Consider the following 26,416-nt stretch of genomic DNA (forward strand, 5'->3'; position numbering starts at 1 on the left):
GTCGCCCTACTCCGCCACGGCCACTTGGTTGCGGCCCAGCGCCTTGGCCCGGTACAGCGCCTTGTCGGCGGTGTTCATCAGGCCATGCAAGTCCCCATCCAGCGCATGGGCCGAGGCGACACCCAAGCTGGCTGAAAGCCCCGTGACCGGTTCGGCCGGCAATCCGGAAATCGCCTTGATCAACTGCTCGGCGATACCCCGTGCGGTTTCCAGCGAGGTATTGGGCAGCAATACCGCAAACTCCTCACCGCCCAGACGACCATACACATCAGACTTGCGAAACGACGCACTGATCACCCCTCCAATCTGGCGCAACACTTGGTCGCCGGCCTGGTGTCCGTAGGTGTCGTTGATGTGCTTGAAGTGGTCCATGTCCAGCATCAGCGCGCACAGCGGCTGTTGGTTGTGTCGGCATTGTGCGTACAGCGAATGGGCATGTTCGAAGAATGCACGACGGTTCATCAGCCCGGTCAGCTCATCGGTCTGTGCGGCACGGGTTGAAATGTTGTGGGCTCTTTCCATTTGCCGAGTCAGGCGAAACGCCTTTTCCAGCGCATCGGACAATTTACGCGTGGCGCTGGCGACAAAGGTGGTGAACACCAGCACCGCGATGGCAACACCCACCTGCATGGGAGCCGGCTGGAACAGCAGCCAGAAGGTGCACGGCAGCAATACCAGACCGATAGACGCCAGCGTCATGTAGCGATAGGCCGAGTAACACGACACCGCGCTGACCGACATGCCCACGGTGAACAACATCACCAGCACTTGGGACAGCCGATCATCCGCTGGCATCACCGCTAACGCACCGGCGCCCCAGATACCGGCAGAGAGCACGAGAGTGACCCAGTAGCGGCGCTCCCAGCGAGCCGGCGTGCGCTCGCTGTTGGGACAGCGAAACCAGTCCATGAACATCTTCACACGCAGCAGCGACGACGCTGTGAGCAACAGCATCCAGACCAGCATAACGTCGTGGTCGAAGCGATCCCAACACAGCCAGCAGAGCATGGTAGCCGCCAGGTAACTGCCCAAAATGGCGGCAAATGACTGCCGGAACAGCTGGTGCAGACGGTCAGTCCGCACCTGCTCCTCTATAACGCAATCCTGGTCCTGCTCACGCCCAAGGCCATTCATGAAATTCGCCTGATTCGACTGCCATGACAAAGGCGCCATTGTGGCACCCTGCCAGCACCGCGGACAACTGAATCCCGCGCGGCAGAGCGGTTAACCCCCTTCAGGTCGCAGAATCAACACTCCCAGCGGCGGCAAATTCAGCGACAGCGACACCGGTTGCCCATGGCGCGGTTCATCCTGGGTAAAGACTTCGCCGCCATTACCGAAGTTGGAACCGGCATACATGTCCGCATCACTGTTGATCACCTCACTCCAGCGCCCGGCAAACGGCACACCAACGGAATAGGACTCGCGCGGCACCGGCGTGAAGTTAGCCACCACCAGCACAGGCTTGCCGTCTTTGCTCCAGCGCAGCCACGCGTAGACACTGTTGATCGCGTCATCGCCGATCAGCCATTGGAAACCTTGCGGCGCATCGTCCTGCTCGTGCAGGGCCGGCTCTTCGCGGTACAGACGGTTCAAGTCGCCGACCAGCTTCTGCACGCCTTTGTGCTCGGCGTACTGCAACAAGTACCAGTCCAGTTGCTGGTCGTGGTTCCACTCGCGCCACTGGCCGAATTCGCAGCCCATGAACAACAGCTTCTTGCCGGGATGCATCCACATGAACGCCAGGTAGGCACGCAGGTTGGCAAACTTCTGCCAGCGGTCGCCGGGCATCTTGTCGATCAACGAGTGCTTGCCGTGCACCACCTCATCGTGGGAAATCGGCAGGATAAAACGCTCGGACCAGGCATACACCAGGCCAAAGCTCAGCTCGTTGTGGTGATGGGCGCGATACACCGGGTCTTGCTGGATGTAATGCAGCGAATCGTGCATCCAGCCCATGTTCCACTTGTAGTTGAAGCCCAGGCCGCCCTGTTGGGTCGGCTGGCTCACACCGGGCCAGGCGGTGGATTCCTCGGCGATCACCAACGCGCCGGGAGCTTCCAAGGCCACTACGTCGTTAAGGTGACGCAGGAAGTCGATGGCTTCCAGGTTCTCCCTACCGCCGTGGCGGTTGGGCACCCATTCACCAGCCTTGCGCGAGTAATCGCGGTACAGCATCGACGCCACCGCATCCACACGCAGCCCGTCGATATGGAAGTGTTTAAGCCAATGCAGGGCCGACGCCAGCATAAAGCCGTGAACTTCGGTGCGGCCCAGGTTGTAGATCAGCGTGTCCCAATCCTGGTGGAAACCTTCCAGCGGGTTGGCGTATTCGTACAGCGCCGTGCCGTCAAACTGTGCCAGCCCGTGGGTATCGGTGGGGAAATGCGCCGGTACCCAGTCAAGGATCACGCCGATATCGGCCTGGTGCAGCGCATTGACGAAATAGGCGAAATCTTCCGGCGAGCCAAAGCGCGCACTCGGGGCGAACTGCGACAACGCTTGATAGCCCCAGGAGCCACCAAACGGGTGCTCCATGATCGGCATCAGTTCAATATGGGTGAAACCCAGTTGCTGCACGTACGGGATCAGCCGTTCCGTCAGTTCACGCCAGCCGTATTGGCGGGCGACTTCGCCGGCCTCGTCCAGCTCGCATTGCCAGGAGCCCACGTGCAACTCATAGATCGACAGCGGTGCGGAGGATTTCTGCTTTTCGCTGCGCGACTGCATCCACTCATGGTCCTGCCAATCCACCTGCAACGGCGGAGCGACTTTCGACGCAGTGTCCGGCGGCAGTTGAGTGGCCAATGCCATGGGGTCAGCCTTGAGCGGCAAAATCCCATTGGCACCCAGGATCTCGTACTTGTAGGCCGCACCCGGTTGCAGACGCGGGATAAACAGCTCCCATACGCCCGAAGGATGGCGCAGGCGCATCGGATGGCGGCGACCGTCCCAGATATTGAAATCGCCCACCACCGACACCCGCCGGGCATTCGGCGCCCACACGGCAAAGCGCACGCCCTGCACGCCATCGACGCTGGTCACCTGTGCACCTAGGCAGCTGCTGAGGTCGCGATGGTTGCCTTCGGCAAACAGGTACAGGTCCATTTCGCCCAGCAACAACTGGCTGAAACTGTAGGGGTCTTCGGTAATTTGCTCACCGCCGGCCCACTGGATCTTCAGCAGGTAGGCCTGGCGCGTGGTGAAGTGCCCGACAAACAAGCCCGGCACCTGGGTCGCGTCCAGGCTGCCGATCGGCTCGCCACTGTCCTGCGCCAACACCTGGACGCTCAGAGCTTCCGGCAGGAATGCGCGGATAAATTGCCCACCCTGCTCGTCATCATGTGGCCCGAGGATCGAGAACGGGTCATGGTGCTCGGCGCGCACCAGCGCTTCGACGTCCTTGGACGCCGGCATGGCAGTCAACTTGGGCTGCAGCGGTTCTTTATGCGTGTAATTCATGACGTCTCCCCACCGCGTGCAGTTTTAGATAGAGGTGCTAGCCCGCTGAGCAACCCGTGCAGCCCTTGCAGGGGCACCGGTAGCCAGGTCGGGCGATTCTCCGCTTCGTAAGCCACTTCGTACGCGGCCTTCTCCAGGCTGAACAAGGTCAGCGCGGCGTCCTGGCCTTTGGCATCCTGCCAGTCATGCGCCAGTGTAGACGTAGCTGTCTGATAAGCCTGGATAAATGCCTCGCGTGCTTCATTCAGATAGCGATCGGTCACGCGCCTGCGGGCCAGATCGGCTTGCGGCGAATGATCCACACCTTGCACATTCAAGGCCATGGCCGCCGCGTAATCAAACGAGCGCAGTACGCCGCTCACATCTTTATACGGGCTGTGCTTGCCACGCCGCTCATGCAATGGCCTGGCTGGCTCGCCTTCAAAATCGATCAGGTAAGCATCGCCCTTCACCACCAGTACCTGGCCCAAGTGCAAATCACCGTGAACTCGAATACGCAGCCCGCCCAACGTGGCTTTCGCCAACGCCTGGACATGGGCGCCGATGGCTTTTTTCTGCGCCAGCAAGTCACTGACCAGTGCCTGATCCGCCGGGTTCAATGTGTGTTGATGCAACTTGAGCAATTGCAGCGCGCGGTCAAGCTGTGCGCCCACGTCCTTGGCCCAGGCCTGAGTGTCCTTGGCCGTAGTGACTTCGGGTTTGAAGTCCTTGTTGTCAGTCTTCGCGCCTAGCACCAGGTGCATTTCCCCCAAGCGCTGGCCGAGCAACCCGGCAAAGTCCGCCAGTTCACCCAAGGCGTTGTAGTGCTGTTCCTGCTCGGAAATGGCCTGCGCCAATTCATCGCGAATCGCGCGCTCCAGGTTGTTCTGGGTCCAGCTCCAGGCGTCGCCCTGATTGCTCAAATAACCCTGGGCAATCATCAGCAGGTTGTCCTGGCCGTCGGCGTCGCGACGAATCATCGAGCCCAGCAGCGGCGAGATATTCGGGTAATCGGCGGCGGTGAGGTAGGCGCTCATTTCCAGCTCCGGGTGTACGCCGGCGCTGACTTTGCGGATCAACTTGAGCACCAGGCTCTCGCCCACTACCACCGAACTGTTGGACTGCTCGGCGGACAAGTAGCGTACTTGGGCGTCGTCCGTCAGTTGCAGCGGGGCCAGGTGCGGCGTGGCTTCAAAGCGTAAATCGCCTTCGCTGGAAGTGAGCACCGTACCCGCCTGCAGCCCCTGGATCACCGCGCGGATGAAGTGCTCCAGGCTGAAGGCATCGGTGACCAGCCCCACCTGCCGCGTACGCCGCACACGAGCCAGGGCCAATTGTTGCGGCAAGGCACTGGTGAACTGATCTTCACCCAGGAAGCCAAAGGGCAGTTGATAGCGACTGACTTGGCCGCCGCTGGTGACATCAATTTCACTGAGCAACACCGGATGCTCCGGGTCGCCAAACCGCACGCCGTAAGCGATGTTCACGCTGTCGATGGCGGTGTCCTTACCGGCGAACCAGCGCCGCTTGGGCAGCCAGGCCGGCAACGAGGTCTGCTCCAGGGTGGTGCGACAAGGTTCTTCGAGCAATTCTTCCATGCGTTTTTTCAGTACCAGAGTGGTGAAGTCAGGGATGCTCTGCGCCGGTTCCACATGCCAACTGGGCATCTGGTTTTCCGCCGCCAGTACAAACCAATAGAAGCCGTAGGGCGCCAGCGTCAGCAGGAAATTCAACTGGCCAATGGGCGGGAAAGCGTTTCCGCCAAGCATCTCCACCGGCACCATTCCCGCGAAGGCAGAGAGGTCCAATTCCGCCGCCTGGGCGCTGCGGGACACGTTGGCCACACACAGGATAATTTCCGTACGGCCGTCTTCCCCGGTGTATTCACGGGTATAGGCCAGGATGCGGCGATTGCTCGGCGAGAGCATTTTCAAACTGCCCCGCCCAAACGCCTTGGATTGCTTGCGCACCGCCAACATGCGCCGATTCCAGTTGAGCAGTGAGTGCGGGTCTTGAGTCTGGGTTTCGACATTGACCGACTGGTAGCCGTACAGCGGATCCATGATCGGCGGCAGCACCAGGCTGGCCGGATCGGCGCGGGAGAAGCCGCCGTTACGGTCGATGGACCACTGCATCGGCGTGCGCACACCGTCGCGGTCGCCGAGGTAGATGTTATCGCCCATGCCGATTTCATCGCCGTAATACAACGTCGGCGTACCGGGCATCGACAGCAGCAGGCTGTTAAGCAATTCCACGCGCCGGCGATCCCGCTCCAGCAACGGTGCCAGTCGGCGACGAATCCCCAGGTTGATGCGCGCGCGCCGATCTGCGGCGTAGTAATTCCACAGGTAATCGCGCTCTTTGTCGGTGACCATTTCAAGGGTCAACTCATCGTGGTTGCGCAGGAAGATTGCCCATTGGCAGTTGGCGGGAATCTCCGGGGTCTGGCGCAAAATATCGGTGATGGGGAAGCGATCTTCCTGGGCCAGGGCCATGTACATGCGCGGCATCAGCGGGAAGTGGAACGCCATGTGGCATTCATCGCCGTCGTCGCCCTTTTTGTCACCGAAATACAGCTGAGTGTCTTCCGGCCATTGGTTGGCTTCGGCGAGCAACATGCGGTCCGGGTAGTTGGCGTCGATTTCGGCGCGGATCTGCTTGAGCACATCGTGGGTTTCGGGAAGATTCTCGTTGTTGGTGCCGTCGCGCTCGATCAAGTAAGGGATGGCGTCCAGGCGCAGGCCGTCAATGCCCATGTCCAGCCAGTAACGCATCACCGACAACACGGCCTTCATCACTTGCGGGTTGTCGAAGTTGAGGTCGGGCTGGTGAGAATAGAAACGGTGCCAGAAGTACTGGCCGGCGACCGGGTCCCAAGTCCAGTTGGACTTCTCGGTGTCGAGGAAAATGATGCGCGTGCCATCGTACTTCTGGTCGTCATCGGACCACACATAGAAGTCCCGCGCCGCCGAACCAGGCTTGGCCTTGCGGGCACGCTGGAACCACGGGTGCTGGTCGGAGGTGTGGTTGATCACCAGCTCAGTAATCACCCGCAATCCACGCTTATGGGCCTCGGCGATAAAGCGCTTGGCGTCGGCCAGGGTGCCGTAGTCGCTGTGTACGCCACGGTATTCGGCGATGTCATAGCCGTCATCGCGGCGAGGCGAGGGATAAAACGGCAATAACCAAATGGTATTCACGCCGAGGTCGGCGATGTAATCGAGCTTGGCGATCAGCCCGGGGAAGTCACCGATGCCGTCGTTGTTGGAGTCAAAAAAGGATTTGACGTGAACCTGGTAGATCACCGCGTCCTTGTACCAGAGCGGGTCTTTGATAAAGGTGGCAGGGTTAGGTTTCTTCGCCATTGGAAACTCCTGAATGACTTAAATTCTGCGGACGCGATGCGATCGTTGTGGGAGTGGGCAAGCCCCCTCCCACAATGGATCTGCGCAAGACTTAGGAAACCGTGATGCGCCAGATTCCAAACGGCATCTGCGGATCAAGGCGTGTCCATTGGGTCTTGCCATACCAGGTCCAGCGATGGCCGTTCATCAGGTCTTCGCCTTGGGTCTGCGCATCATCCGGCAGCCCCAGTTCCCACAGCGGCAACTCAAAGTGCGCTTCCTGGGCGTTGAATGGATCGAGGTTGATCGCCACCAGAATGAAGTTACTGCCATCCTCACTGCGCTTGCCGAAGTACAGGATGTTGTCATTCCAGGCGGTGTAGAGCTTCAACCCCAGATGCGTCTGCAACGCCGGATTTTGCCGGCGGATACGGTTGAGCTGGGCAATTTCGGCAATGATGTTGCCGGGCGCGGTGAAATCCCTTGGGCGGATTTCATACTTCTCCGAGTCCAGGTATTCCTCTTTGCCCGGCACCGGCGCTGATTCACACAGTTCAAAACCGGAATACATGCCCCACAGGCCCGAGCCCATGGTCGCCAGCGCGGCCCGGATCAAAAAGCCTGGGCGGCCGGACTCGTGCAGGAAGGCTGGGTTAATGTCCGGCGTATTGACGAAGAAGTTCGGCCGGTAGCACTCGCGCCACGGCGATTGGTTCAACTGAGTGAAGTACTCGCTCAGTTCAGCCTTGGTATTGCGCCAGGTGAAGTAGGTGTAGCTCTGGGAATAACCGACCTTGCCCAACCGCGCCATCATCGCAGGCGTGGTGAAGGCTTCAGCCAGGAAGATCACCTCGGGGTACTTTGAACGCACATCGCTGATCAGCCATTGCCAGAACGGCAGCGGTTTGGTGTGGGGGTTGTCGACGCGAAAGGTCTTCACGCCCTCTTCCACCCAGCCCACTACGATGTCGCGCAACTCCGTCCAGAGACTGGGAATCGCGTCCGCCGCATAGAAGTCGACGTTAACGATGTCCTGGTACTTTTTCGGCGGGTTTTCCGCGTATTTGATCGTCCCGTCCGGACGCCAGTTGAACCAACCCGGATGCTGCTTGAGCCACGGGTGATCCTGGGAGCACTGGATGGCAAAGTCCAAGGCGATTTCCAGGCCATGATCGGCGGCAGCCTGGACCAGGCGGCGGAAATCATCGCGACTGCCCAGTTGCGGGTGGATGGCTTCGTGGCCGCCCTCCTCACTGCCAATGGCGTACGGGCTGCCCGGATCGTCGGGGCCGGCAGTGAGGGAATTGTTCTTGCCCTTGCGGTGGCTGCGGCCGATGGGGTGGATCGGCGGGAAGTACAGCACGTCGAAGCCCATGTCATGGATCATCGGCAGGCGTACGTGCACATCGTTGAAGGTGCCGTGACGGGCCGGATCATCAGTGATCGAGCGCGGAAACAGCTCGTACCAGCTGGCGAATTGCGCCGCTTCACGCTCCACATCAATCGGGTATACGGCACTGATGCTCAAATAGGCGCGGTGATCGGCCTGAGTCATCAAATGTGCACTGTCTTCGTGCAGAAACAGTGCGACCTGCTCGGTTTCCAGCAGGCCGGACAGTTCGTGGTGCAGCAGCATCAAGCGATCGCGCAGTTCGTTGTCACTGCGTTCGGCGGCCTGCAACACCAGGCTGCGGCCTTCCTGCAACTCCAGGCTGACCGGCACACCGGCCTCGTGCTTTTTGCGCAGCTCGTAGCAAAAGCTGGCGAAGGTATCGATCCAGGCTTCGATGCAGTATTCGTGAGGGCCCTGGTCGGTGACGGTAAATGCGCCCTCCCAACCGTTGTTGCCCACATCCGCCATCACCACGCTGTGCCAGCTTTCGTCCTGCAGCGGGCGCCAGCGGATCAATACGGCGAGTTTGTCGTGGCCATCGGCGAACACCTTGCTGGTCACGGTGACCCGCTGGCCCACTGCGGCCTTAACGGCGAATTCACCGCCATCAATCACAGGCATGGTGCTTTCGATTGCAATCCTGGGCAGCAACAGCGCCTGGGACAGCGGCAATAAGGAAACATCTGGAACCTGAGTTTCAGCAGTCATCGAGCATCTTCCCCTTACGCCCTGTGGACGCTCTTTGCTTGATCCGAATTCTGAGACGGCGACGCTCTCCCTGAGCAAGGCCGTAATAGGTCCGAGCCTGAGGCTTGGTCAAAAGTTCAGGTGGATGTTCCGCCATTGAGCGGGGAATCAAATCGCCCGGGCGGTTGTCCACCGGTAGAGCAAAGCACAAAGGAGGCCACACCGATGAATATCCCGATCCCGGCTGAAACCCCTGATCCTAATATCGACAATCCGACCCTGCCGCCCACCGAACCGGAGCCGATTCCAGAAAAAGAGCCGCCCGAAAATGAGCCGCCACCGGTGGAAGAGCCGCCGACAACCATGCCCCCTGTGATCGTCAGTCCTTCTCGAAACGCTTGACGATTTTCGGCATCACGCTGAACACCGCCAAGGCCAGCAACGTACTCAGGACCGCTGTCGATTCCCGGCCCAACCCGGCCGAGACCCCAATCGCAGCGGTCATCCACAGGCCGGCGGCGGTGGTCAGGCCTTTGACATGCCCCTCTTCATCATCCTTGCCTTTGATGATCGTGCCTGCGCCGAGAAAGCCGATCCCCGCGATAACGCCCTGCACCACGCGACTCATGGCATCCGCCTGATTACCTGACATCTGCGGCACCATCACAAACAGCGCGGCGCCCAACGCCACCAGCATGTGGGTCCGTACCCCGGCGGCCTTGCCCTTGCTCTCGCGCTCAAACCCCAGGATGCCGCCGAGTACGGCGGCGATCAGCAGGCGCACGGTGATCTGGGTCAGTTGTTTGGCATCGCCGATATCGGCGAACTCGGCCTGCAGGGTTTGCCACACTTCATGCCACCAAGCGTCCATGGATCCTGTCCTTTAAAGAAGCGGTTAAGTCATGGACAGCGCCTACCGCCAGTCAGTTGCCTTGAACCACGCCACGGCACCATCCCCTAAGGTTCATAGCCGATGAGAAAGGAGTTCGACATGACCCTGCGTATTGAAAACCACCTGTGCTATTTCACGCTCGACGACAATGGCCAGGAACAGAGCGTCCCCGCCACCCGAGTGAAGATATTGACGGACGATGACAAGTCCATGTCCTACGTAGAACTTGCGGGCGAGCGCACCTACATCACCGAAGCTGAAGCAGACGCCTTGACCGTCGAAGGCGCGACAGACGGACGCAACCATGTGAAGGCCACGGAGCCTGGTTCGCTGATTTGATTGATCTGTATCATTACCGCTGAAATGCCCCTGCACCCCAGGCGCGCCGGGGTGCAGCAGATTGTCGCAGAGCTCACCACACGGACCATCTGATCCGCTTTTTATCGCGCTAGCTGAGTCTGTTATGCAAACAGTCCCCGGCCCATAGTTCATCCGCCTGATGGAGGCTGATGAGCGAACGACCATGAGCGAACGAATCCCAACCGTGGAAACCTTTGAGCCCATACACCCAAAGAAGGTGAAGGCCAAATCCAGCGACACCCTGATCCATACCCGCAGCTTCACCGGACTGTTCCGCACCTTGCGCGTAGCCGGTGCCGGCTTTCTGTTCCTGGCGTTTTTCGGCACCGTGTGGCTGAACTGGGGCGGGCGCCAAGCCGTGCTGTGGGATCTGGCGGAAAGCAAATTCCATATTTTTGGCGCGACGTTCTGGCCCCAGGATTTCATCCTGCTGTCGGCACTGCTGATTATCTGCGCCTTCGGCCTGTTCGCGATCACCGTGTTCGCCGGCCGCGTGTGGTGCGGCTATACCTGCCCGCAAAGCTCGTTCACGTGGTTGTTTATGTGGTGCGAAAAGGTCACTGAGGGCGAACGTAACCAACGCATCAAGCTGCAAGCCGCGCCCTGGAGCCTCAACAAACTGGCAAGGCGCTCGGCCAAGCACACGCTGTGGCTGGGTATCAGCGTGCTGACTGGGCTGACCTTTGTCGGCTACTTCACGCCTATCCGCCCGTTGGCCGAGGAACTGCTGACTTGGCAAATGGGGGGCGTGAGCCTGTTCTGGGTACTGTTTTTCACCGCCGCGACCTACATCAATGCCGGTTGGCTGCGTGAGGCGGTGTGCATGCACATGTGTCCGTATGCGCGGTTCCAGAGCGTGATGTTCGATAAAGATACCCTGACCATTTCCTACGACAGCGCCCGTGGCGAGAACCGTGGCCCGCGCAAACGCGAGGTCAAGCCGGCCGATGTCGGCCTGGGTGACTGCATTGACTGCCACCTGTGCGTGCAGGTCTGCCCCACCGGCATTGATATCCGCGATGGCCTGCAAATGGAATGCATCGGCTGCGCGGCCTGCATCGACGCCTGTGATTCGATCATGGACAAAATGGGTTATGCCCGTGGTCTGGTGAGCTATACCAGCGAGCATCAACTGCAAGGCGGCAAAACCCGTCTGCTACGGCCCCGTCTGATCGGCTACAGTGCGGTGCTGCTGGTGATGATTGCCGCGCTGGCAGTAGCACTGGTGGAGCGGCCGATGGTGTCGCTGGACGTGACCAAAGACCGTGGCATGTTCCGCGAGAACGCCCAGGGCCAGATCGAAAACATCTACAGCCTCAAGGTCATCAACAAGACCCAGCAACGCCAGGATTATCGGGTGGAGCTCGTGGAGGCCGACGGCTTCCAACTGCAAGGCAAGACCGAGATCAGCCTGGCGCCGGGGGAAATCATAGATGTGCCGGTGTCGGTGGCATTGCTCGCGGAGAAACCCGCGAGCAGTTCCCAGACATTGCGCTTCAAAGTGATGGATGTAGATGAGCCAGGGATCTATAGCGTTGCCGACAGCCGCTTTGTGGCGCCGTTGAACCGCTGAGATCTATCTAAATCAGTGAGAATCCAATGTGGGAGCGGCTTGCCCTCTCCCGGATTGGATCTGCGCTCGTATAAACATTGTTAAGGCCCCTATGAAACGCTACGAAAAATTCGCCGAAGACATTGCCGAACTGATCCGCTCTGGCGTCCTGGGGCCTGGCCAACGTGTGCCGTCGGTGCGCTACGCCAGCCAAACCTACGGCGTCAGCCCGTCCACGGTGTTCCAGGCCTATTACCTGCTGGAACGCCGTGGCCTGATCCGTGCTCGGCCGCGTTCCGGCTACTTCGTCAACACCCATGCACCGAGCCCGTTCTCTGAGCCGGCGGTGAGCGAGCAGGTGCACGAGTCCACCGAGGTGGATGTCAGCGAGTTGGTGTTTTCCGTGCTCGACTCGATCAAAGACCCCAATACAGTGCCCTTCGGCTCGGCGTTCCCCAGCCCGATGCTGTTCCCGTTGCAACGCCTGGCCCGATCCCTGGCCAGCGCCAGCCGTGAAATGGACCCGCGCCTGGTGGTCACCGACATGTCGCCGGGCAATCCGCAGTTGCGTCGACAAATTGCCCTGCGCTACATGGTCGGCGGCCTGATGCTGCCGATGGAAGAACTGCTGATCACCAATGGCGCCCTGGAAGCCCTGAACCTGTGCCTGCAAGCCGTGACGGAACCGGGCGATCTGGTGGCCATCGAGGCCCCGGCGTTCTATGCCTGCCTGCAAGTGCTGGAACGCCTCAAGCTCAAGGCGGTGGAGATTCCGGTGCACCCGCGCGACGGCATCGACCTCAGCGCCCTGGCGCAAGCCCTTGCGCGCTATCCGATCAAGGCCTGCTGGACCATGACCAGTTTCCAGAACCCCATGGGCGCAACGTTGCCGGAAGAAAAGAAGCAGGCACTGGTTGAGCTGTTGCGCAGTCACCAGGTGCCGCTGATTGAGGACGATGTGTACGCCGAGCTGTATTACGGGCAACAGGCGCCCAAGCCGGCCAAAGCCTTCGACACCGAAGGGCTGGTGATGCACTGCGGTTCCTTTGCCAAGAGCCTGGCGCCCGGCTACCGCGTCGGCTGGGTCGCGGCCGGGCGCTATGCGCAAAAGGTCGAACGTCTCAAGCTGATGACCTCGCTGTGCCCGTCGATGCCGGCCCAGGCGGCGATTGCCGACTACCTGCAACATGGCGGCTATGACCGCCACCTGCGCAAATTGCGTTATGCCCTGGAAGAACAACAAAGCGCCATGCTCGCCGCCATCGCTCGGTATTTCCCGGCGCAAACCCGCGTCAGCCAGCCGGCCGGAGGGTATTTCCTGTGGCTGGAATTGCCGGAACAAACGGACTCATTGAAGTTGTTCCAGATGGCGCTGGCGCAAGGCATCAGCATTGCACCGGGGCCGATTTTTTCGGCGACCCAGCGCTTCAGAAACTGTATTCGCCTGAACTATGGCAGCCCGTGGACCGAGGCCTCGGAGAAGGCGATGGAGACGTTGGGGCGGATTGTGCGGTCGTTTTGAGGGAGGGGGGTTGCTCTTTCTGACGGCATCGGGAGCAAGCCCCCTCCCACACTTGGACTGTGTGAACCCGATCAAAATGTGGGAGGGGGCTTGCTCCCGATGGCGCCCGCACAGACGCTACCGACTCAACGGCCGCCACCCAAATCTAAAAAAAGTCCCGGTGGCATACGACGCCTTATCCGACAACAACCAGATAATCGCTTCCGCCACTTCATCCGGCCGCCCTCCACGGGCCATGGGAATGCCGGACTCCAGCTTGCTGACCCGATCCGGGTCGCCGCTCAGGGCGTGGAAGTCGGTAAAGATATAGCCGGGGCGTACTGCGTTGACGCGGATACCCTCACCTGCCACTTCTTTGGACAGGCCGATGGTGAAGGTGTCGAGGGCGCCCTTGGAGGCTGCATAGTCCACGTATTCACCCGGCGAACCCAGGCGCGCCGCCACCGAGGACACGTTGACGATGCTGCCACCCTGCCCGCCATGTTTGGGCGACATGCGCAACACCGCGTGCTTGGCACACAGGATCGGCCCCAGCACATTGGTCCTCATGATGTTAAGGATGCGGAATTCGGACATCTCATCGACCCGCGACTTGTGCGCCACGGTGCCGGCATTGTTGACCAGGGCGGTCACGCGGCCCAACTCGGCGTCGACGCGATGAAACAACGCAATCACTTCATCTTCGATGCTGACATCAGCCCGCACAGCAATCGCCTGGGCACCCAGGCCACGGACCTGTTCCAGAACGCCCAGGGCCGCTTTTTCATCGGAGCGGTAGTTGATGCAGATGCGATAACCTTCGCGCGCCGCCAGCAGTGCCGTTTCGGCGCCAATACCGCGACTGCCCCCGGTGATGATGACAACTTTGTCCATGCGTACGGTCTCCTGATCCAACCTGGCGTTAGGGTTGGATCCGATACTAACCGTCAGGCACTGTTTTTGTCAGGCGCCTGTGCGTCCTCGGCCCGCAGAATATCCGCCATGAAACCATCGGCCGGCAGCGGATGCCCCAGCAAGTAACCCTGCAGGGAGTTACAGCCCAGCCGCGTGAGGAAACTCTGCTGCACGTCCGTTTCCACGCCTTCGGCGACAATCCGCAATCCCAAGGCCTGGCCGAGGGCAACGATGGCCGAAACGATGGCGGCGTCATCGCTGTCGTGCTCAAGGTCGCGCACAAAACCGCGGTCGATCTTCAACTCGTTGGCCGGCAGGCGCTTGAGGTACATCAGGCTGGAATAGCCGGTGCCGAAGTCATCGATGGACAGGTCGACGCCCATGTCCGAGAGCTGCTGCAACACCGTCATACTCGCGTCGGCATCGCTCATGGCGGTGGTTTCGGTGATCTCCAGGGTCAGGCTGTTGGCCGGCAACTGATGACGATCAAGGGCGTCGGCCACACTCTTGACCAGCCCCGCATGGCAGAACTGCAACGCCGACAGGTTCACGGCGATGCGCCAATGCTCATAACCCAGCGCGTACCACACGCTCATCTGACGGCAGGCCTCATTAAGCACCCATTCGCCGATGGGAATGATCAAGCCGGTCTTTTCCGCTAGTTCGATAAAGGTGGCCGGCAACAACAGGCCCTGCTGCGGATGCTCCCAGCGCACCAGCGCTTCGGCGCCCACCGCAATACCACTGACCGCATCGAACTTGGGCTGGTAGTACAAGCGAAATTGCTCTTGGTCGAGGGCGTTGCGCAGGTCCTGCAACAACTGCAATTGCTTGCGCGCATTGGTGTTCATCGACACGTCGAAAAAGCTGTAGCCGTTCTTGCCCATGCCCTTGGCGTGGTACATCGCGGCGTCGGCGTTCATCAACAATTCCTGGGGGTTGCCACCGTTACCTGGGAACACAGCGATGCCGATACTGGCCGAGATTTTCAGCTCATGCTCGGCCACCTGGAATGAGCGGTTGATCAGCCCGACCTGCCGCTCGGCCAAGCGCAGGGCATCGTCTGGCTGGCTCAGTTGCACCAACAGCACAAATTCATCACCGCCGATGCGCGCCAGGGTGTCGTGGCCGCGCAAGTCTTCGCGCAGGCGCAGGCCGACTTCGCGCAGCAACTGGTCGCCCATGTGATGGCCAAAGGCATCGTTGACTGGCTTGAAGCCATCCAGGTCGATAAACATCAAGGCGAAGCAACCGCCCTGCTCGTTAACCGCCTGTATGGCCTGTTGAATCCGATCGGCCAGCAACGTGCGGTTAGGCAGACCGGTGAGCATGTCATGCAGGGCCAGGTGGGTCAGCTCCTGATTGGCCAGGCTGAGGGAATCGGCGAGCACAGCGGTGCGGGCCTCCAGCCGCGCGTCGAGCAACGAGGTCAGCAATGCGATGGCAAGCACCGCCAGGGTGGTGACCAGCACCAGGTTATCCAGGCCCTTGCCGGTCAAGCCGTCCAACGCGGCAGCGCAGTAGCTTTCATCGGCAAAGCGTGCTGCGGCCATTCCGGTGTAATGCATACCGACGATGGCAAACCCCATCACCACCGCCGCCCCGCCGCGTGCCAGGCGTACATACGGCGTGTTGCGCCGCAGGTTGAAAGCTATCTGCAAAGCGGCGCCCGAGGCCACGACCGCTATTAACAGAGAAGCTCCAAACAAGGTGGGGTCGTAGTCGATACCGGGGGTCATGCGCATCGCGGCCATGCCGGTGTAATGCATGGTGGCAATGCCGGTGCCCATGACCAGCGCGCCAAACACCAATTGCCAGGCGGGCAAGCGCGGTTGGCTGACCAGCCATAAGGCAAAGCCACTGGACATCACCGCGATCAACAACGACAGCGCAGTAATGCCGATATCGAAGCCCAAGGCAAACGGCAGGCGCAGGGCCAACATGCCGATGAAGTGCATCGACCAGACGCCCACGCCCATGGCCAATGCCCCGCCGGCCATCCACAAATAAACCGCGCGACCCTTGGCGGTCGCAATGCGGCCGGTCAGGTCCAGCGCGGTATAAGAGGCCAGGATCGCGACGCACAGGGAGATCACGACGAGGGAGGTTGAATAACTACCGATGAGCATGGGATTTCTCGCGGGCAACAGTTTTGAGACGTCCGTGCCAGGGTGGCAAAGCGCGCGATTGTAGCGAGATTAATTCTGGTGCAGGTGATTAATTATCATAGGGCCATCACCTGTAATTTGACGTCAAACTACTGGCCAGGTCCGGAGTGGTCTATAGCTCGTGTGCGACGTCACCTGCGTATCAAAGGCAGTGTGTCGCTTCAGTGTTGGCGGGTCTCGGGATAACAAAAACTAAAAATTTTAGAGGATTGTTACCCCTTTTCCAGTATAGACGCCCGTATTTAGAAATCGGGTTTAACACAAACTCCCAGCATCCTGCACTCCATAAAAATAAAATTTTTATTCCGTAAGGATATATAAAACTGTCATATCTTACAGGTGACTTTCATGCTGAGAGCGATAAACTTTACTCCACATGACATTCAGAGTTTCAGAAATGGCCATCATCGCACTTCTATACCCTAATAACACTGAGAATACTGGCCACCTGAAAGGCACTCAATGTATTCGAGACAAAGGCGGCGAAATCAAGTCTTATAGAATCGAAAACATCGGAGATGCTCAAGCAGTGACCGATATAACACCCTATGTAGAGCGAAAAATTGCTGAACGCGGCACTTTCCCCATTGACGATGGCGAGTACGTAGTAAGCACTCATCTATGTTATGACAAACAAATATGTTATAAAAAACAAAAAATATATGAAGTCTGGGGGAGAATCGACGCTTTCGAGGACACGGTCATTACCTATCATTTTCCCGGTGGAAAAGAATACCAATTAACCGACGGAAATAACCGAGTATTGAAATTTCGAGTCGCTTGTAAAGTTGACCAAATTCTAAAATACCTACCACGGTACACAAAAATAATTCTGGAATACAAAGGTCGCTCTACAACAGAATTTGGGAGTTTGATATCGTATAACCATGACTCTTTAGAGCTGCATGTTGAGAACAACTCCAAGTCATACAAATTTGCTGATTTAATATCCCTCAGAGCCATTTAACTCAGGTTGGCAAACAATGATGAGTGAGCCGAACAAAGAGCCCTTTCGTTCGGCTATCGCGCGTTGGCCTGTTGATCTTCGCTCAGCAACTACAGACTCAATTGGCTAAGACCGCACCAAGTGCGCGCAACGAGTCCTGACCACGTAGCATTATTCCCCCTCACGCCTACTCGGCTATTGACGTCTGCCCATCCCAACCGCCCCCCAAAGCGGCAATCAGTTGCACGCTGGCTACCAACCGGCTCTGCAGCAGCGTTAACACCGTGCGTTCATTGCTGAGTGCGGTCGCCTGTACCGTCACCACATCCAGGTAGGCAATCAACCCCGCCTTGTACTGGTTCTGAGTCAAGCGCAGGGATTCGCGCGCCGCTTCCAGCGCTTCGTTACTGACCACCGCCTCGTCTTCCAGCACCTTGAGTTGCACCATGTAGTTTTCCACTTCACGGAAGCCGTCGAGCACCGTCTGGCGGTACTTGGCCACGGTTTCGTCGTAGGACGCCACAGTGCGGTCGACTTCCGCCGAGCGCTGGCCGCCGTCGAACAAGGTCATGGCCAGCTTCGGGCCCACCGACCAGAAGCGGTTCGGCAGGCTGATCCAGTCAGCGTACGTGCTGCTGGAATAACCACCGGCCAGGCTCAGGCTCAAGTCCGGGTAGTAGGCGGCCTTGGCCACGCCAATATTGGCGTTGGCAGCGATCACCGAGCGCTCGGCCGAGGCGATGTCCGGGCGGCGCTCCAGCAACTGCGACGGCAGGCTCACCGGAATCTGTGGCAGTGCCGGGATGTCCTTGCTCACGGCCAGGTTGAAGTTGGCCGGCGCTTCACCGATCAAGACCGCAATGGCGTTTTCCAGCTGCGCACGCTGCCAGATCAGGTCGATCAGACTCGCCTGGGTGCTCTTGAGCTGGGTTTGCGCCTGGGCCACCGCATCCTTGCCGGAGACACCAGCGCGGTATTGGTTTTCGGTCATTTGCAGGGAGCGCTGGTAAGTGTCCAGCGTGGCTTGCAGCAAGCGGGTCTGTTCGTCCATCACGCGCAATTGCAGGTAGCTCTGCACCAGTTCCGATTGCTGGCTCAAGCGCATGGCCGCCAAGTCCGCCGAGCTGGCTTCGGCGCTGGCTTCATTGGCTTCCAGACCACGGCGCAATTTGCCCCAGATGTCGGCTTCCCAGCTCACGCCCAATTGCGCGTTGAGGGTGTCGCGGATACCACTGCTGGAACTGCTGAGGCTTGCGCTGCTGCTGCCGGTGCCCTGGCTGGCGCGGGTTTTACCGGCGCTCAGGTCGACCGTCGGGTAAAACGCCCCGCGCGAACTGCGCACCAGTGCCTGGGCCTGGCGAAAACGCGCCTCGGCCTGTGCCACCGTCTGGTTAGCCGTATTCAGGCGCACCACCAGGTCGTTGAGCTGGCGGTCGCCGTACAACTCCCACCAGGCGCCACGGGCCAAGGAATCACTCGGCGTGGCCTGACGCCAGCCCTGGGCCTCCTTGAATTGCACGGGTTCGATAACATCCGGGCGCTTGTAGTCCGGGCCGACGGCGCAGGCGCTGAGCAATACGCCGCAAAGCACCAGGCTCGCGACACGGGAACCGCGGGTCATGGCCAATTTGGCAAAGGTTGAATCGGTCATAGCGCAGTGTCCAGGGCAGCATCGGTACGCACGCCGCGCCATTTATTGAAACGATGGCGCGCGCGGTCGAGATAAAGGTAAACCACCGGGGTGGTGTAAAGGGTCAGGACCTGGCTGAAGACCAGGCCGCCAATGATGGTCAGGCCCAGGGGGCGACGCATTTCGGCGCCGTCGCCAGCGCCGAGCAGCAAGGGCAAGGCACCGAGGATGGCCGCCAGCGTGGTCATCAGGATCGGCCGCAGACGCAACAGGCAAGCGCTGCGAATCGACTCCAAGGGGCCCAAGCCGTCGTTACGCTCCAGTTGCAGGGCCAGGTCGATCATCAGGATTGCGTTTTTCTTCACCACGCCGATCAGCAGGAACAGCCCCAGCAAGGAGATCAGGCTGAACTCGCCCCCTGTCAGGTAGATCGCGAGCATGGCGCCGACGCCGGCCGACGGCAGGGTCGAGAGGATCGTCAGCGGGTGAATGTAGCTCTCATACAGAATGCCCAACACCAGGTACACCGCCACGAGCGCGCCGAGGATCATGAACGGCTGGCCTTTCTGGGTGGCTGCGAAGGCATCGGCAGTGCCGGCCATCTTGGCGATCACGTCCTCGGGCAAACCGACCTTGGCAATCGCCCGTTCGATGGCGGCCGTGCCCTGCTCCACCGTCACCCCTTCGGCCATGTCGAAGGCGATGTTTTCCGAGGCGAACTGGCCTTCGTGACTGACCCGGTCATCGGCCAGGCTGTTCTCGTAATGGGCAATGGTCGACAGCGGCACCCGTGCGCCATCGGCAGTAATCACCTGCATCTGGTTGAGGGTGATCGGGTCCTGGGCGTATTTGGGGTTGACCTCCATGACCACCTGATACTGGTTAAGGCTGTCGTAGATCGTAGAGATCTGCCGTTGGCTGTAGGCGTTGTTCAACACTCCGGTGACCATGTCCATGTCGATGCCCAGGCGCTTGGCCTGGTCGCGGTCGACAATCAGCGTGACCTGGGCTGCGCCCCGGCCTTCACGGGCGTCGATGGCGGTGAGTTGCGGCAGTTCACGCAACGCAGCGACGACTTTCGGGTACCACAGGCGCAATGCGGCCAGATCACCGCTTTGCAGGATGTAGGAGTACTGCGCGCTGGTCTGGTCGCGGCTGCCGCCAAATTGCAGGTCTTGGTCAGCCATCAGGAACAGGCGCCCGCCCGGCACCAGCGGCACTTCCTTGCGCAGGCGCTCGATCACCGCCTGGGCAGAAATCTTGCGTTCGCTGATGGGCTTGAGGCGTACCAGCATTACCGCGTTGTTGGTGCCGTTGTTGCCGCCGATAAAGCCAGCCACGCTGAGCACCGCCGGGTCCTTGAGCACCGCCTTGCGGAAAGTCTCCATCTTCGGCTGCATCACGCTGAACGACAGCCCGTCATCGCCGCGCACAAAGCCGATTAACTGGCCGGTGTCCTGCTGGGGCATAAAGGTTTTTGGCACCACCACGTACAACGCCACGTTCATGCCGATGGTCAGCAACAAGCTGAGCAAGGTCAGGCGTCGATGGCGCAGTACCCAGTCCAGACTGGTGGCATAACCGGCAACCATCCGGTCGTTGATCCTCTGGCTCCAGCGCTGCAAACCGGTCATCCGGTCTTTGACGTGGGGCTTGAGCCAGCGAGCGCAGAGCATTGGGGTCAAGGTCAGCGAGACAATCAACGACACAATGATCGCTGCGGACAAGGTGATGGAAAACTCGCGGAACAGGTTGGTGACAATCCCGCCCATAAACAGAATGGACAAGAACACCGCCACCAGCGACACGTTCATCGACAGCAAGGTAAAGCCGACTTCCTGGGCGCCCAAGTACGCCGCCTTCATGGGCGGCACACCATCGTCGATATGCCGGGAAATGTTCTCCAGCACCACAATGGCATCGTCCACCACCAGGCCGGTGGCCAGGATCAACGCCATCAGCGAAAAGTTGTTCAGCGAGAACCCGTACAAGTACATCACCGCGAAAGTGCCCACCAGCGACACCGGCACCGCCAGGGTCGGGATCAGCGAGGCGCGGAAGTTACCGAGGAACAGGTAAACCACCAGAATCACCAGCCCCACGGCAATCAGCAGGGTCATCTCGGCTTCGTGCAAGGTGGCGGTGATGACCGGCGAGCGGTCCATGGCCAGGCTGAGCTTGACGCTGGACGGCAGCACCGCCTGCAACGCTGGCAGTTGAGCCTTGATCTGTCGGACGGTCTCGATGATGTTGGCGCCGGACTGGCGGTTGATCACCAACAGCACCGCCGGCTCGTTGTTGAAGAAGCCGCTGTTGTAGCGGTCTTCAACGCCGTCGCTAATCTTCGCCACATCCGACAGGCGCAAGGCCGCGCCATTCTGGTAGCGAATCAGCAGCGGCTCGTAGTCCTTGGCTTTTTCCAACTGGTCATTGGCCTGGATCTGCCAGTTGCGCTCGCTGTCTTCCAGCGACCCCTTGGGCCGCCGCTGGTTGGCGTTGGCAATGGTGTTGCGCACATCGTCCAGAGCCACGCCGTACTGGTCGAGGGCCTTGGGCTCCAGCTCGATGCGCACCGCTGGCAGGGAACTGCCGCCGATCTGCACTTCGCCCACACCCGGCACTTGGGACAGGCTCTGGGACAGGATGGTCGAGGCCAGGTCGTAGAGCTGGCCCTTTTGCAACACGTCCGAGGTCAGCGACAGCACCATGATCGGCGCCTGGGACGGGTTGATTTTCTTGTAGGTGGGCATGCTGCGCATGCCGCTGGGCAGCAGGTTGCGTGACGCGTTGATCGCCGCCTGCACTTCACGCGCCGCGCCGTTGATATCACGGTCGGAGTCAAACGCCAGGATCACTCGGGTAGAGCCCTGGCTCGACGAACTGCTCATGGTGGTGATGCCGGCAATCGCGCCAAAGGAGCGCTCCAGCGGCGTGGCCACCGTGGACGCCATCACCTCGGGGCTGGCACCCGGCAAGCTTGCCGAGACCACGATCACCGGGAAGTCGATCTGCGGCAGCGGCGAGACCGGCAACAGGTTAAAGCTCACCCCGCCCAGCAGCATGATCGCCAGGCTCAGCAGCAGGGTCGCTACCGGTCGGCGGATGAAAGGTCCGGACAGGTTCATGACTCAACCGGCTCCAGGCTTTGCGGTTCTTTGCGCCAGCGACGACCCAGGCGATCGAAATACAGGTAGATCACCGGCGTGGTGAACAGCGTCAACACCTGGCTCACCAGCAGGCCGCCGACCATCACCAAACCCAGCGGCTGGCGCAATTCAGCACCGGAGCCGGTGGCCAGCATCAGCGGAACCGCACCGAACAGCGCGGCCAGGGTGGTCATCAGGATTGGCCGGAAGCGCAACAGCGCGGCCTGGTAGATCGCGGTCTGTGGGTCGAGACCCTGGTTGCGTTCGGCGTCGAGGGCGAAGTCGATCATCATGATCGCGTTCTTTTTCACGATACCGATCAGCAGGATGATGCCGATGATCGCGATCATGCCCAGGTCATTACCACTGAGCAGCAGGGCCAGCAATGCCCCCACCGCCGCCGAAGGCAAGGTCGACAGGATGGTGATCGGGTGGATATAGCTCTCGTAGAGCACGCCGAGCACGATGTACATGGTGACCACCGCCGCCAGGATCAGCAGCAAGGTGCTCGACAGCGAGGCTTCGAACGCCTGGGCTGCGCCCTGGAACTGGGTCTGCACGCCCACGGGCATGCCGATGTCTTTCTGCGCCTGGTTGATCAGCTCCACGCCCTTGCCCAGCGCCACGCCGGGAGCCAGGTTGAACGACATCATCACGGCCGGAAACTGGCCGATATGGGCAATGGCCAACTGCGCCTGACGCTGTTCCACACGGGCCAGGCTCGACAGCCGCACTTGGCCGCCGTCGGTGGTTTTCACATGGATCTGGTTCAGAGCATCCGGGCCGAGGGTCTCGCCGGACTGGGCCTGCAACACCACGCGGTATTGGCTGGCCTGGGTGTAGATGGTGGAAATCTGGCGTTGGCCGAAGGCGTCGTACAACGCGTCGGTGATGGTCGACACACTGACGCCCAGGCGCGAGGCCGCATCGCGGTCGATCACCAGGTACACCTGCAGGCCTTTGTCCTGCAGGTCGCTGGCGACGTCGGTAAGCTCCGGCAACTGGCCGAGGGCGTGCACCAGCTTGTCACTCCACAGCGCCAGCAACTCAGAGTCCGGGGAGGACATGCTGAATTGGTACTGGGTGCGGCTCACACGGTCTTCGATGGTCAGGTCCTGCACCGGCTGCATAAACAGGCGGATACCCACCAACTTGTCGATTTCCGGTTGCAGGCGCGTGATTACCTGGGCTGCGCTCAAGTCGCGCTGGCCGTGGGCCTTGAGGTTGATCAGCAAGCGTCCGCTGTTGAGGGTCGCGTTATCGCCATCCACACCAATGTAGGACGACAGGCTTTCCACCGCCGGATCCGCCAGGATGATTTTGGCCAACGCCTGCTGGCGCTGACTCATGGCCGCAAAGGAAATCGACTGCGGCGCCTCGGAAATACCCTGGATCACCCCCGTGTCCTGCACCGGGAAAAAGCCCTTGGGCACCACCAGGTACAGCACCACGGTAAGACCCAACGTGGCGATGGCCACCAGCAGGGTCAGCGGCTGGTGCTTGAGCACCCACTGTAACTTGCGCCCGTAGGCTTCGATCATCCAGTCGATCCAGGCGCCACTGGCCTTGTAGAAGCGGCCCTGTTCTGCCTCTTTCGGCTCACGCTTTAGCAACCGCGCGCACATCATCGGCGTGAGGGTCAGGGACACCACCAGGGAAATCAGGATCGCCACCGCCAGGGTGATGGCAAATTCGCGGAACAGACGCCCCACCACATCGGCCATGAACAGCAGCGGAATCAGCACCGCGATCAGCGAAAGGGTCAGGGAAATCAGGGTGAAACCAATCTGCTTGGCGCCCTTGAGGGCGGCGGCCAGGGGGGTCTCGCCTTCTTCGATGTAACGGGAGATGTTCTCCAGCATCACGATGGCATCGTCCACCACAAACCCGGTGGCGATGGTCAAGGCCATCAGCGTGAGGTTGTTGATGGAGAACCCAGCCAGGTACATCACGCCGAAGGTGCCCACCAGAGACAACGGTACGGCGATGGACGGAATAATCGTGGCGCTGACCCGGCGCAGGAACAGGAAGGTCACCATCACCACCAGGGCAATGGCGATCAGCAATTCATGCTGTACGTCCTTGACCGAGGCGCGGATGGTCTGGGTTCGGTCGGTGAGGACGGTGACGTCGAGGCCCGCAGGCAGATTGTCGGTGATGCTCGGCAGCAACGCCTTGATGCGGTCCACCACCTCAATGACGTTGGCACCCGGCTGGCGCTGGATGTTCAGCAGCACCGCCTGGTTTTCATTGGCCCAAGCCGCGAGGCGCTCGTTTTCGGCGCCGTCGACGATCTGTGCCACATCTTTAAGGCGCAACGGCGCGCCATTGTTGTAGGCCAGGATCAGTTCGGCGTATTGCTGGGGCGAGACCAACTGGTCGTTGGCGTCAAGCATCGACACCCGGGTCGGGCCGTCGAAGTTACCCTTGGGTTGGTTGACGTTGGACGCCGCGATCAAGGTGCGCACATCCGACAAGTTCAGGCCATTAGCCGCCAGGGCTTCGGGGTTGACCTTGATACGCACGGCCTGACGCTGGCCACCAGCGATGCTGACCATGCCGACGCCACTGATCTGGGCAATTTTCTGTGCCATGCGCGTGTCGACCAAGTCATTGAGCTTGGGCAGCAGCATGGTCTTGGAGCTGATAGCCAGGGTCAGCACCGGGGTATCCGCCGGGTTGACCTTGTTGTACACCGGCGGCGCCGGCAGGTCCTTGGGCAGCAAATTGGTGGCGGCGTTGATCGCGGCCTGCACCTGTTGCTCGGCGACATCCATATTAATGTCGAGGTTAAAACGCAGGGTCAGTACCGAAGCGCCGCCGGAACTGGTGGACGCCATCTGGGTCAAGCCGGGCATCTGCCCGAACTGGCGCTCAAGGGGCGCGGTAACCGCGCTGGTCATCACGTCGGGGCTGGCGCCGGGGTAGAGGGTCATCACCCGAATGGTCGGGTAATCCACCTGGGGCAAGGCCGAGACCGGCAGCAAGCGGTACGCGATGATGCCGGCCAGGACAATGGCCAGCATGCTCAACGTGGTGGCGACCGGGCGAAGGATAAACAGCCGCGACAGGTTCATGCGCCGACCTTTTGCGCCTTGCCAGCGTCAGCGCCGGTCTCCCCTTTCGCTGCTGGTTTGCCTTGCAGGTGCTCAGTCGGGGTGGTCGGGACTTCAGTGCTGTCGTTGACTACTTCGATTTCGCTGCCTTCCTTGAGGCGGTCGGTGCCTTCCAGCACCACACGGTCGCCAGCGACCAAGCCTTCCTTGATCACGGTGTTTTCACCGTCGGTATCACCGACCACAAGGGGCTGTACCTTGACCTTCTTGTCGCCATCAAGCTTGTAGACAAAGGTGCCAGCATTGCCGAACTGAATCGCGGCGGACGGCGCCAGCACCACGTTGTGCAGGGTGTCGGCCAGCAGGTGCACGTTGACGAACTGGTTGGGGAACAGCGCTTTGTCCTTGTTATCGAAACGCGCCTTGAATTTCAGAGTGCCGGTGGTGACGTCGATCTGGTTGTCCAGGCTCTGCAACACGCCGACGGCCTGCTGTTTCACGTCGCCACGGTCCCAGGCTTCCACGGGCAGTTTGTTGCCAGCGTGGTAACGGGCGAGCACGGTTTCCAGGGTGTTTTCCGGCAGGGTAAAGGCCACGCTGATCGGCTGGGTCTGGGTGATCACGGCCAGGGCGGTGGTGTCGTTGGCGGCCACCAGGTTGCCGACGTCGAGCTGGCGCAGGCCGACGCGACCGGCGATCGGCGCGCGGATCTTGGTGAATTCAAGGTTGAGCTTGGCGTCGTCCACCGCGCCCTGATTGGTCTTGACCGTGCCTTGGTATTGCAGGACCAGCGCTTCGGCGGTGTCCAGGGTCTGCTTGGCGATACTGTCCTGGGCATACAACCCACGATAGCGTTCCACATCGACCTGGGCATTTTTCAGCTGGGCCTGGTTCTGCATCAGCGTGCCCTGGGCCTGGAGCAAGGCGTTCTGGTAGCTGCGCGGGTCAATCTCGGCCAGCAGATCACCGGCCTTGACCATCTGCCCTTCTTCAAAGGCGATCTTCATCAATTCCCCGCCCACCCGGCTGCGTACATTAATGGTGTTGAGCGCAGTAACAGTGCCCAATGCCTTGTAGTACACCGGAAACTCTCCCAACACCGCCGGCGCCACGCGCACCGGTATCGGGCCCGTGGAACCGCCGAAACCAGGGCGTGCCATGCCGGTTTTGCTGGTGTGCCCGGCCGGTGCGTCTTTTTGGGCCGCGCCGCCGGGCCAGAATTTCCAGCACAGACCGGCGATAACCAGCAGCACAAGCAGGCCGAACAGCCAGCGACGGGAGTTGCGGGGGGAGGATTGCATGGAATGATCAACCATTGGGCGCGAGAGCTTCTTCTTTGGGAGGCTGAAAGATAAGCACTGGGGCGCATTAAGAAAAGCGCCTTT

Annotated in this window: 15 protein-coding genes and 1 pseudogene; 5 read left to right on the top strand and 11 right to left on the bottom strand. The window is 60.3% G+C overall.

Going from position 1 to position 26,416, the window contains the following annotated elements:
• Window positions 1-6 precede the first annotated feature (6 nt).
• The 4 genes from AB4N82_RS27315 to AB4N82_RS27330 all read right to left on the bottom strand — a co-directional run bounded on the left by AB4N82_RS27315 (window position 7) and on the right by AB4N82_RS27330 (window position 8,886).
• Window positions 7-1,173, bottom strand: a complete 1,167-nt coding sequence (locus AB4N82_RS27315) for a GGDEF domain-containing protein (protein WP_032886848.1) — start codon at window positions 1,171-1,173, stop codon at window positions 7-9.
• Window positions 1,174-1,224: 51 nt separating this feature from the next.
• Window positions 1,225-3,462: a 1,4-alpha-glucan branching protein GlgB gene (gene glgB, locus AB4N82_RS27320; RefSeq protein ID WP_122753602.1), complete on the bottom strand. Its 2,238-nt coding sequence runs from the start codon at window positions 3,460-3,462 to the stop codon at window positions 1,225-1,227.
• The gene (treS, locus tag AB4N82_RS27325) at window positions 3,459-6,806 is read right to left on the bottom strand and encodes a maltose alpha-D-glucosyltransferase (RefSeq protein ID WP_032886850.1); all 3,348 of its coding nucleotides are present in this window, start codon (window positions 6,804-6,806) and stop codon (window positions 3,459-3,461) included. Before treS ends, glgB begins: the two co-directional genes overlap by 4 nt.
• 91 nt (window positions 6,807-6,897) lie before the next feature.
• Window positions 6,898-8,886: an alpha-1,4-glucan--maltose-1-phosphate maltosyltransferase gene (locus AB4N82_RS27330; RefSeq protein WP_122764271.1), complete on the bottom strand. Its 1,989-nt coding sequence runs from the start codon at window positions 8,884-8,886 to the stop codon at window positions 6,898-6,900.
• 204 nt (window positions 8,887-9,090) lie between these two features.
• Between AB4N82_RS27330 and AB4N82_RS27335 the strand changes: the two genes are divergently transcribed.
• On the top strand, window positions 9,091-9,267 hold the full coding sequence (locus AB4N82_RS27335; protein ID WP_163033259.1) for a hypothetical protein: 177 nt from the start codon (window positions 9,091-9,093) through the stop codon (window positions 9,265-9,267).
• Here AB4N82_RS27335 and AB4N82_RS27340 read toward each other — a convergent pair.
• Entirely contained in the window at window positions 9,245-9,736 is a 492-nt protein-coding gene (locus AB4N82_RS27340; RefSeq protein WP_032886852.1) for an MgtC/SapB family protein, read from the bottom strand. The genes AB4N82_RS27335 and AB4N82_RS27340 overlap by 23 nt on opposite strands.
• A 120-nt stretch (window positions 9,737-9,856) precedes the next feature.
• Between AB4N82_RS27340 and AB4N82_RS27345 the strand changes: the two genes are divergently transcribed.
• From AB4N82_RS27345 to mapR, 3 genes are all read left to right on the top strand, one after another.
• Window positions 9,857-10,096 (top strand): DUF3203 family protein, encoded by a 240-nt coding sequence (locus AB4N82_RS27345; protein WP_032886853.1) that lies wholly within the window; start codon window positions 9,857-9,859, stop codon window positions 10,094-10,096.
• A 184-nt stretch (window positions 10,097-10,280) separates the two neighbouring features.
• Entirely contained in the window at window positions 10,281-11,690 is a 1,410-nt protein-coding gene (gene ccoG / locus AB4N82_RS27350) for a cytochrome c oxidase accessory protein CcoG (RefSeq protein WP_122764272.1), read from the top strand.
• 91 nt (window positions 11,691-11,781) lie between these two features.
• Window positions 11,782-13,191, top strand: a complete 1,410-nt coding sequence (gene mapR, locus AB4N82_RS27355) for a GntR family transcriptional regulator MpaR (RefSeq protein ID WP_099602873.1) — start codon at window positions 11,782-11,784, stop codon at window positions 13,189-13,191.
• 125 nt (window positions 13,192-13,316) lie between these two features.
• On the opposite strand, the pseudogene AB4N82_RS27360 reads toward mapR, so the two are convergent.
• Window positions 13,317-14,064, bottom strand: a pseudogene (locus AB4N82_RS27360) (SDR family oxidoreductase).
• A 53-nt stretch (window positions 14,065-14,117) separates the two neighbouring features.
• Window positions 14,118-16,214, bottom strand: coding sequence for an EAL domain-containing protein (locus AB4N82_RS27365; protein WP_122764273.1), 2,097 nt, complete (start codon window positions 16,212-16,214; stop codon window positions 14,118-14,120).
• Window positions 16,215-16,650: 436 nt separating this feature from the next.
• Between AB4N82_RS27365 and AB4N82_RS27370 the strand changes: the two genes are divergently transcribed.
• Window positions 16,651-17,220, top strand: a complete 570-nt coding sequence (locus AB4N82_RS27370; RefSeq protein ID WP_460103943.1) for a hypothetical protein — start codon at window positions 16,651-16,653, stop codon at window positions 17,218-17,220.
• Window positions 17,221-17,386: 166 nt separating this feature from the next.
• On the opposite strand, the gene AB4N82_RS27375 is transcribed toward AB4N82_RS27370, so the two are convergent.
• The 4 genes from AB4N82_RS27375 to AB4N82_RS27390 are packed head-to-tail and all read right to left on the bottom strand — an operon-like array spanning window position 17,387 to window position 26,347.
• Window positions 17,387-18,850: an efflux transporter outer membrane subunit gene (locus tag AB4N82_RS27375; protein WP_032886861.1), complete on the bottom strand. Its 1,464-nt coding sequence runs from the start codon at window positions 18,848-18,850 to the stop codon at window positions 17,387-17,389.
• Window positions 18,847-21,954 (bottom strand): efflux RND transporter permease subunit, encoded by a 3,108-nt coding sequence (locus AB4N82_RS27380; RefSeq protein ID WP_032886862.1) that lies wholly within the window; start codon window positions 21,952-21,954, stop codon window positions 18,847-18,849. Before AB4N82_RS27380 ends, AB4N82_RS27375 begins: the two co-directional genes overlap by 4 nt.
• On the bottom strand, window positions 21,951-25,052 hold the full coding sequence (locus AB4N82_RS27385) for an MdtB/MuxB family multidrug efflux RND transporter permease subunit (RefSeq protein ID WP_032886863.1): 3,102 nt from the start codon (window positions 25,050-25,052) through the stop codon (window positions 21,951-21,953). Before AB4N82_RS27385 ends, AB4N82_RS27380 begins: the two co-directional genes overlap by 4 nt.
• Window positions 25,049-26,347 (bottom strand): MdtA/MuxA family multidrug efflux RND transporter periplasmic adaptor subunit, encoded by a 1,299-nt coding sequence (locus AB4N82_RS27390; RefSeq protein ID WP_032886865.1) that lies wholly within the window; start codon window positions 26,345-26,347, stop codon window positions 25,049-25,051. Before AB4N82_RS27390 ends, AB4N82_RS27385 begins: the two co-directional genes overlap by 4 nt.
• Window positions 26,348-26,416 lie beyond the last annotated feature (69 nt).

It is taken from the genome of Pseudomonas sp. H1_D04 (assembly GCF_054683855.1).

Excerpts from the sequence above, each read along its gene's own strand:
- AB4N82_RS27315 (WP_032886848.1), bottom strand. The coding sequence starts at position 1,173 with ATGGCGCCTTTGTCATGGCAGTCGAATCAGGCGAATTTCATGAATGGC.
- glgB (WP_122753602.1), bottom strand. The coding sequence starts at position 3,462 with ATGAATTACACGCATAAAGAACCGCTGCAGCCCAAGTTGACTGCCATG.
- treS (WP_032886850.1), bottom strand. The coding sequence starts at position 6,806 with ATGGCGAAGAAACCTAACCCTGCCACCTTTATCAAAGACCCGCTCTGG.
- AB4N82_RS27330 (WP_122764271.1), bottom strand. The coding sequence starts at position 8,886 with ATGACTGCTGAAACTCAGGTTCCAGATGTTTCCTTATTGCCGCTGTCC.
- AB4N82_RS27335 (WP_163033259.1), top strand. The coding sequence starts at position 9,091 with ATGAATATCCCGATCCCGGCTGAAACCCCTGATCCTAATATCGACAAT.
- AB4N82_RS27340 (WP_032886852.1), bottom strand. The coding sequence starts at position 9,736 with ATGGACGCTTGGTGGCATGAAGTGTGGCAAACCCTGCAGGCCGAGTTC.
- AB4N82_RS27345 (WP_032886853.1), top strand. The coding sequence starts at position 9,857 with ATGACCCTGCGTATTGAAAACCACCTGTGCTATTTCACGCTCGACGAC.
- ccoG (WP_122764272.1), top strand. The coding sequence starts at position 10,281 with ATGAGCGAACGAATCCCAACCGTGGAAACCTTTGAGCCCATACACCCA.
- mapR (WP_099602873.1), top strand. The coding sequence starts at position 11,782 with ATGAAACGCTACGAAAAATTCGCCGAAGACATTGCCGAACTGATCCGC.
- AB4N82_RS27365 (WP_122764273.1), bottom strand. The coding sequence starts at position 16,214 with ATGCTCATCGGTAGTTATTCAACCTCCCTCGTCGTGATCTCCCTGTGC.
- AB4N82_RS27370 (WP_460103943.1), top strand. The coding sequence starts at position 16,651 with ATGGCCATCATCGCACTTCTATACCCTAATAACACTGAGAATACTGGC.
- AB4N82_RS27375 (WP_032886861.1), bottom strand. The coding sequence starts at position 18,850 with ATGACCGATTCAACCTTTGCCAAATTGGCCATGACCCGCGGTTCCCGT.
- AB4N82_RS27380 (WP_032886862.1), bottom strand. The coding sequence starts at position 21,954 with ATGAACCTGTCCGGACCTTTCATCCGCCGACCGGTAGCGACCCTGCTG.
- AB4N82_RS27385 (WP_032886863.1), bottom strand. The coding sequence starts at position 25,052 with ATGAACCTGTCGCGGCTGTTTATCCTTCGCCCGGTCGCCACCACGTTG.
- AB4N82_RS27390 (WP_032886865.1), bottom strand. The coding sequence starts at position 26,347 with ATGGTTGATCATTCCATGCAATCCTCCCCCCGCAACTCCCGTCGCTGG.